This is a genomic window from Ruegeria sp. BHSB064 (assembly GCF_059613205.1).
In genome coordinates, this window is the sequence record NZ_JBXWSB010000187.1 from 1 (window position 1) to 6,093 (window position 6,093).

Genomic DNA, 6,093 nt, shown 5'->3' on the forward strand with positions numbered 1-6,093 from the left:
GTAAGCCGCGCAATTGCCTTGGGGGATTGGAGCGCGGTCAAGGCGGCGAAAGGTGTGGGGCCGAAAACGGCGCAGCGGATCGTGCTGGACCTCAAGGACAAGGCGCCTGGTGTCATGGCCATGGGCGGTACGGTTACCGAGGCGATGGACGGCCCCGAGCTTGAGGTTGTCGAGCTGGCCGAACCTGCGCCTGCACCCAAACGGTCATCAAAACCGCCATCAGGCGCTGCCGCAGCGTCGGCCGGGGCTTTGTCGGCATTGGCAAATCTTGGGTATGGTCCGTCTGACGCAGCAGCCGCTGTGGCTGAAGCGGCGGCAAGCCAGCCCGAAGCGGGCGAGGCCGATCTGATCCGCGCAGCGCTTAGATTGTTGGCACCGAAAGGGTAAGTGAATGGTAGACGCTGATCCCACCCTGCGCCCAGACCCTCTGCCCGAGGACAACGACCGCGCCCTGCGCCCGCAGGGGCTGAACGAGTTTATCGGTCAGGCCGAGGCGCGGGCCAATCTGCGTATCTTCATTCAATCCGCCAAGCAACGAGGCGAGGCGATGGATCATACCTTGTTCCATGGCCCGCCGGGATTGGGCAAAACAACGTTGGCGCAGATCATGGCGCGAGAATTGGGTGTGAACTTCCGTATGACGTCTGGCCCGGTTCTGGCGAAAGCGGGCGATCTGGCGGCCATCCTGACCAATCTTGAGGCGCGTGACGTTCTGTTCATCGATGAAATCCACCGCCTGAACCCTGCGGTGGAAGAAGTGCTCTATCCTGCGATGGAGGATTTCGAACTGGATCTGGTGATTGGCGAAGGACCTGCGGCCAGAACGGTGCGCATCGAATTGCAGCCCTTTACGCTGGTGGGGGCCACGACGCGGATGGGTTTATTGACAACTCCTCTGCGCGACAGGTTTGGTATCCCGACGCGACTGCAATTCTATACGGTGGATGAATTGCACGAGATCGTCACGCGCAACGCGCGGAAACTGGGTGCGCCCGCGGATGATGACGGAGCACGAGAGATTGCCCGCCGGTCACGCGGAACCCCTCGGATCGCGGGTCGGTTGTTGCGGCGGGTGGTGGACTTTGCCATCGTTGAAGGCGACGGACGGATTACACGCGATCTGGCTGACGGGGCCCTTACGCGCTTGGGTGTGGACCATTTGGGGCTGGACGGAGCGGACCGCCGGTATCTGAAACTGATCGCCGAGAATTACGGTGGCGGTCCCGTTGGGATCGAAACGATGTCGGCGGCCTTGTCGGAAAGCCGCGACTCGCTGGAAGAGGTGATTGAACCCTATCTTTTGCAGCAGGGCTTGATTCAACGCACCCCGCGTGGACGGATGTTGGCGCAAAAGGCGTGGACTCATTTGGGCATGACTGCGCCTAAACAGCAGAGCGATCTGTTTGGTTGAAGCCCGCGCCCAGAGATTCTAAGCCTTCGGCGAGAGTATTTTTGAAAAGATGAAGGGCTGGGCGTGACACCGGAAGAGATCGAGGCGCTGTTCACGCGCGAAAGCGGTGAGTTTCTGTTTGCCCGTTGGGGGCGGCCGATCGCACCGATCGTGTTTGGTGTTGAAGACGAGACGCTGGCTACGGTGAAGGGTGCATTTGAGGCCGTTGTTTCACTGGCCGGGCATCAGATGGCGGAAACCGACCCCGAACTTGGCGCCAATTGCATGGTCTTCTTTTTTCGGGACTGGCAGGAATTGCTGGACGTGCCAGACTTGGATCGACTGATCCCGGACCTTGCACCTTTGGTCCAGCGGCTGGTGGCGGCAGATGCCAATCAGTATCGCATATTCCGGTTCGAAGAAGATGGTGCAATCCGTGCGGCCTTTGTGTTTCTGCGCATGGACAAAGAGCTGTCCAAAATCCCTGCGGAAACGCTTGCGTTGAGCCAGGTGGTGCAGACCATCCTGCTTTGGTCTGATACTGCCTTTCGGGCGCAATCTCCACTTGCGATTGCCGGCGAGGCGACAATCCTGCGTCCTGATATTTCGGCACTGATCCGGGCCGCTTACGATCCGGTCTTGCCGGGGGCAGCGCAGGATGCGTCTCATGCACTCAGACTGTTTGCCCGGCTGGAGCAGCCGCAATGAAACACACGTACCCGGTGCGCGTTTACTATGAAGACACCGACATGGGCGGTGTTGTCTATCACGCGAACTACTTGCGGTATATTGAGCGTGCCCGCTCGGACTGGGTGCGCAATCTGGGAAATGATCAGAACGCCATGCGCGAGGAAGGTATTGTCTGGGTCGTGCGCCGCGTTGAGGCCGATTACCTTTCGCCTGCCAAGTTTGATGACGAGTTGATCGTTGAAACCGAAGTGACTGAGATTTCCGGCGTGCGCCTGACGATGGCGCAGCTTGTGCGGCGGGGGGAAACCGAGATTTTTCGCGCTTCGGTCACGGCTGTGTGCATCAACAAAGATGGCAAGCCGATCCGTCTTCCGGCAGAGATTCGCGCATTGATGTAACAATTTGCGGACCAAGGGTGGTTCTGTTGGCTTTTCAACCCCAACTGCGTTAGCGTTTGGCAAAACAAGGCCAAACAAACGGCCGTCAGGCAAAACAAAGAGCAGGTTCATGGAAGCTGAAACGCTGGCGCTGGCGCAGGAGATCGATTTCTCCATGTGGGGGCTGTATGCCCGCGCGACCTTTATCGTCAAATTGGTGATGTTGATGCTGATTGGCGCATCGATTTGGTCTTGGGGCATTATCATCCAAAAGCTGATCAACTATCGGGCCGCGCGGCGCGAGGCGCAGGTGTTCGACGAAAGTTTCTGGTCCGGTAACCCTTTGGATGAGCTGTTTGAGCAGATCGGAACGCAACCGGATGGCAGTTCAGAAAAGATTTTTGCTGCGGGTATGATCGAATGGCGAAGGTCACACCGCAACGATGGCGGCTTGATCGCCGGAGCAACCGCGCGGATTGATCGTTCGATGGATGTGGCCATCGCAAAAGAGGCAGAGACCCTGCAGAAAGGGTTGCCCATTTTGGCCACAGTGGGATCAACCGCGCCGTTTATTGGCCTGTTCGGTACCGTATGGGGCATCATGAATGCCTTTATCGAGATCGCCGAGCAGCAGAACACCAATCTGGCCGTTGTCGCCCCCGGTATTGCGGAAGCGCTGTTGGCGACGGGCCTGGGTTTGTTGGCCGCGATCCCTGCGGTTATTTTCTATAACAAGCTCAGCGCGGATAGTGACCGGATCGTAGGTGGATACGAGGCGTTCGCTGACGAGTTTGCAACCATCCTGTCGCGCCAGTTGGACAGCTGATCATGGGGGCCGCGGTTCAGCAATCTTCGGGCAGTAACGGGCGTAGACGCGGGCGACGTCGCGGTCGTGCGCAGCCTATGTCCGAGATCAACGTGACACCTTTTGTAGACGTCATGTTGGTCTTGCTGATCATCTTCATGGTGGCCGCACCCTTGTTGACGGTTGGAGTTCCGGTCGACTTGCCCAAAACCGCAGCCAGTGCGCTGCCTGGTGACAACGAAGAGCCATTGACCGTGACCCTCACCGCAGATGGGCGCGTGCAAATCCAGACGACGGATGTCTTGCGCGAAGAGTTGATTGGCAAGCTGCGCGCGATTGCGGCAGAGCGGAGCAGTGACCGGGTGTTCCTGCGCGCTGACGGCGCGATTCCCTACGCGCAGGTGATGCAGGTCATGGGCGCGCTGAACGCGGGCGGGTTTTCCAACGTTGGCCTTGTGACTGATACGGGCGGGCCGACGCTGGATGAAGGTGGAGAGTGAGGTCGCACGGTGGATACCGGCACCAAGATTTCGGCGATTGCGCATGTCAGCCTGATTGGCGTGGCGCTTTTTGGCGGCACCTTCCGGTCCGAGCCATTGCCGATGGCCGTGCAGGATGTTTCCGTGATAACCGCTGAACAGTTTGCGGCCATGACTGCGCAGCGCGAAGCGCCTGACGTTTCTGAGGTGCCGGTCGCTTTGCAGCAACCACCCGAACCCGAGCAGCCCGAAACCACTCCTCCGGAGGCGGTAGTTGAGGAACAGCAGCGCCCCGAACCCGTGGTTCCTGCTGAACCTGACCCTGAACCCGCGCCCGTTATCGTTGAAGCCCCGCCCGAGCCCGAGCTTCCGGAGGAGCCGCCTTCATTGGCCGAGCCAGAGGTGGAAACCGTAGCACAGCCCGCGCAGCCCGAACCTGAGGCTCAACCGCGCCCTGCGGACCGCGTTGCACCCGAGGCGATTGCTCCACCGCCGCCCGAGGCAACGCCCGATGAGTTTGAAACGCCCCCTGTGTCTTTGGATGAGGGCGCTGAGGTGCAGCAGGAACAGCAAGACCAGACTGCCCCGGAAGAGGCCGCGCCAGAGATTGTGACCGAAGCGGAAGAGACCAAAGAACCGCTGCTCAGTTCACCTCGCCCGCGCACACGTCCCAACCGGCCCAGCCCGCCGCCGGAACCGGAAGTCGCAGAAACGCCCGAAGCAACCCCGGAATCAGAGGCGCAGGCAGACGAGACTGCGATCAACGATGCATTGGCTGAAGCTTTGGGGGGCGGCACCGAGCCTTCGGGTCCGCCGCTCACCAGCGGCGAAAAAGATGCAATGCGGCTGGCCGTTTCCAGATGCTGGAACGTAGGTTCACTGTCTACAGATGCGCTGAACACGGTGGTCGTGGTTGCGTTTTCGCTGAACCGTGATGGTACAGTTGTAGGCGGCAGTATTCGGATGCTGGACAGCTCGGGTGGGTCCGCCGGTGCTGCCAATCAGGCTTATCAGGCTGCCAGACGCGCGATTTTGCGCTGTGGCGCCAAAGGATATGACTTGCCTGCTGACAAATACGCTCAGTGGCAGGATGTTGAGATTACATTCAATCCCGAGAGGATGCGGATCAAATGATGAAACTTCTGACCAGCCTCTTTGTCGGCCTGACCCTGATGTCCGCGCCGGTTTACGCACAAAATGGCCCCCTGCGACTGGAATTGGACCAGGGTATTATCGAACCTTTGCCATTTGCTGTTCCCAATTTCGTGCCCGATAGCCCCTCGGCGGCACAATACGCGCAGGATATTTCGCGTGTGGTGGCGGCGGATCTGACCGGAACGGGCCTTTTCCGGGAAATCTCATCGGATGCGTTCATCAGCCGGGTCAGCAGTTTTGAAGCGCCGGTTCAATTTGCCGACTGGAAAGCAATTAACGCGGATGCACTTGTCACCGGGGCAGTCAATGTTTCGGGGAAACGGTTGACGGTCCGGTTTCGCGTTTGGGATGTTTTCTCGGGTCAGGAACTTGGCACCGGCCTGCAACTGGCAGGTACGACCGATGGCTGGCGCCGCATGGCGCACAAGGTGGCCGATCAGGTCTATAGCCGGATCACGGGTGAAGGGGGGTATTTCGACAGCCGCGTGGCTTTTGTGTCGGAAAGCGGACCCAAGGATCAACGCCTCAAGCGACTGGCGATCATGGATTACGACGGCGCAAATGTGCAATACCTGACCGACAGCTCAGCCATCGTACTGGCGCCGCGCTTTTCGCCCACGGGCGACCGGTTGCTGTACACCAGCTACGAAAGCGGCAGCCCGCGCATCTATGTCTTGGATGTCGGACGCGTGAAACGGCAGGAACTCAAGACCCAGGACGGCACCATGAGCTTCTCGCCCCGCTTCTCGCCGGATGGTCGGTCGATCGTGTATTCGCTGATTCAGGGCGGTAACACGGATTTGTGGAAGATGGATCTGGCCTCGGGGCAAAGCACGCGCCTGACCAACACGCCCGCGATCGAAACGGCGCCCAGCTATTCTCCGGATGGAAGCCGCATCGTTTTCGAAAGCGACCGGTCGGGCACGCCGCAGCTTTATGTGATGCCCGCAAACGGGGGTGAGGCGACACGGATCAGCTTTGGCGCGGGGCGCTATGGCACCCCGGTTTGGTCGCCGCGTGGCGATTTGATCGCCTTTACCAAACAGAATAAAGGCCGGTTCCACATCGGTGTTATGCGCACTGACGGCTCGGAAGAGCGGTTGTTGACCGCGTCATTCCTGGACGAAGGCCCCACGTGGTCACCAAATGGCCGCGTTATCATGTTCACGCGCGAAACGCAGGGGGCCAGCGGGCGGG

8 protein-coding genes are annotated in these 6,093 nt (G+C 59.7%); all 8 read left to right on the forward strand.

Annotated features, from left to right (window positions below):
• On the forward strand, positions 1-387 hold a 387-nt coding region (locus AC2FNU_RS23545; protein ID WP_496793506.1), incomplete at its 5' end, for a Holliday junction ATP-dependent DNA helicase RuvA.
• A 4-nt stretch (positions 388-391) separates the two neighbouring features.
• The gene (ruvB, locus tag AC2FNU_RS23550; protein ID WP_496793507.1) at positions 392-1,411 is read left to right on the forward strand and encodes a Holliday junction branch migration DNA helicase RuvB; all 1,020 of its coding nucleotides are present in this window, start codon (positions 392-394) and stop codon (positions 1,409-1,411) included.
• A 63-nt stretch (positions 1,412-1,474) separates the two neighbouring features.
• Positions 1,475-2,098 carry a hypothetical protein gene (locus tag AC2FNU_RS23555; protein ID WP_496793510.1) on the forward strand — a complete coding sequence of 208 codons (624 nt, stop codon included), beginning with the start codon at positions 1,475-1,477 and terminating at the stop codon, positions 2,096-2,098.
• Complete coding sequence (gene ybgC, locus AC2FNU_RS23560) at positions 2,095-2,478, forward strand: tol-pal system-associated acyl-CoA thioesterase (protein ID WP_171669287.1); 384 nt, start codon at positions 2,095-2,097, stop codon at positions 2,476-2,478. Before AC2FNU_RS23555 ends, ybgC begins: the two co-directional genes overlap by 4 nt.
• A 109-nt stretch (positions 2,479-2,587) precedes the next feature.
• Positions 2,588-3,283, forward strand: coding sequence for a protein TolQ (gene tolQ / locus AC2FNU_RS23565; RefSeq protein ID WP_171186917.1), 696 nt, complete (start codon positions 2,588-2,590; stop codon positions 3,281-3,283).
• 2 nt (positions 3,284-3,285) lie between these two features.
• The gene (tolR, locus tag AC2FNU_RS23570; RefSeq protein WP_480801099.1) at positions 3,286-3,762 is read left to right on the forward strand and encodes a protein TolR; all 477 of its coding nucleotides are present in this window, start codon (positions 3,286-3,288) and stop codon (positions 3,760-3,762) included.
• 9 nt (positions 3,763-3,771) lie between these two features.
• Entirely contained in the window at positions 3,772-4,875 is a 1,104-nt protein-coding gene (tolA, locus tag AC2FNU_RS23575; protein WP_496793520.1) for a cell envelope integrity protein TolA, read from the forward strand.
• The coding region (tolB, locus tag AC2FNU_RS23580) for a Tol-Pal system beta propeller repeat protein TolB (protein ID WP_496793524.1) at positions 4,872-6,093 on the forward strand (1,222 nt) is incomplete at its 3' end. The genes tolA and tolB, both read left to right, overlap by 4 nt.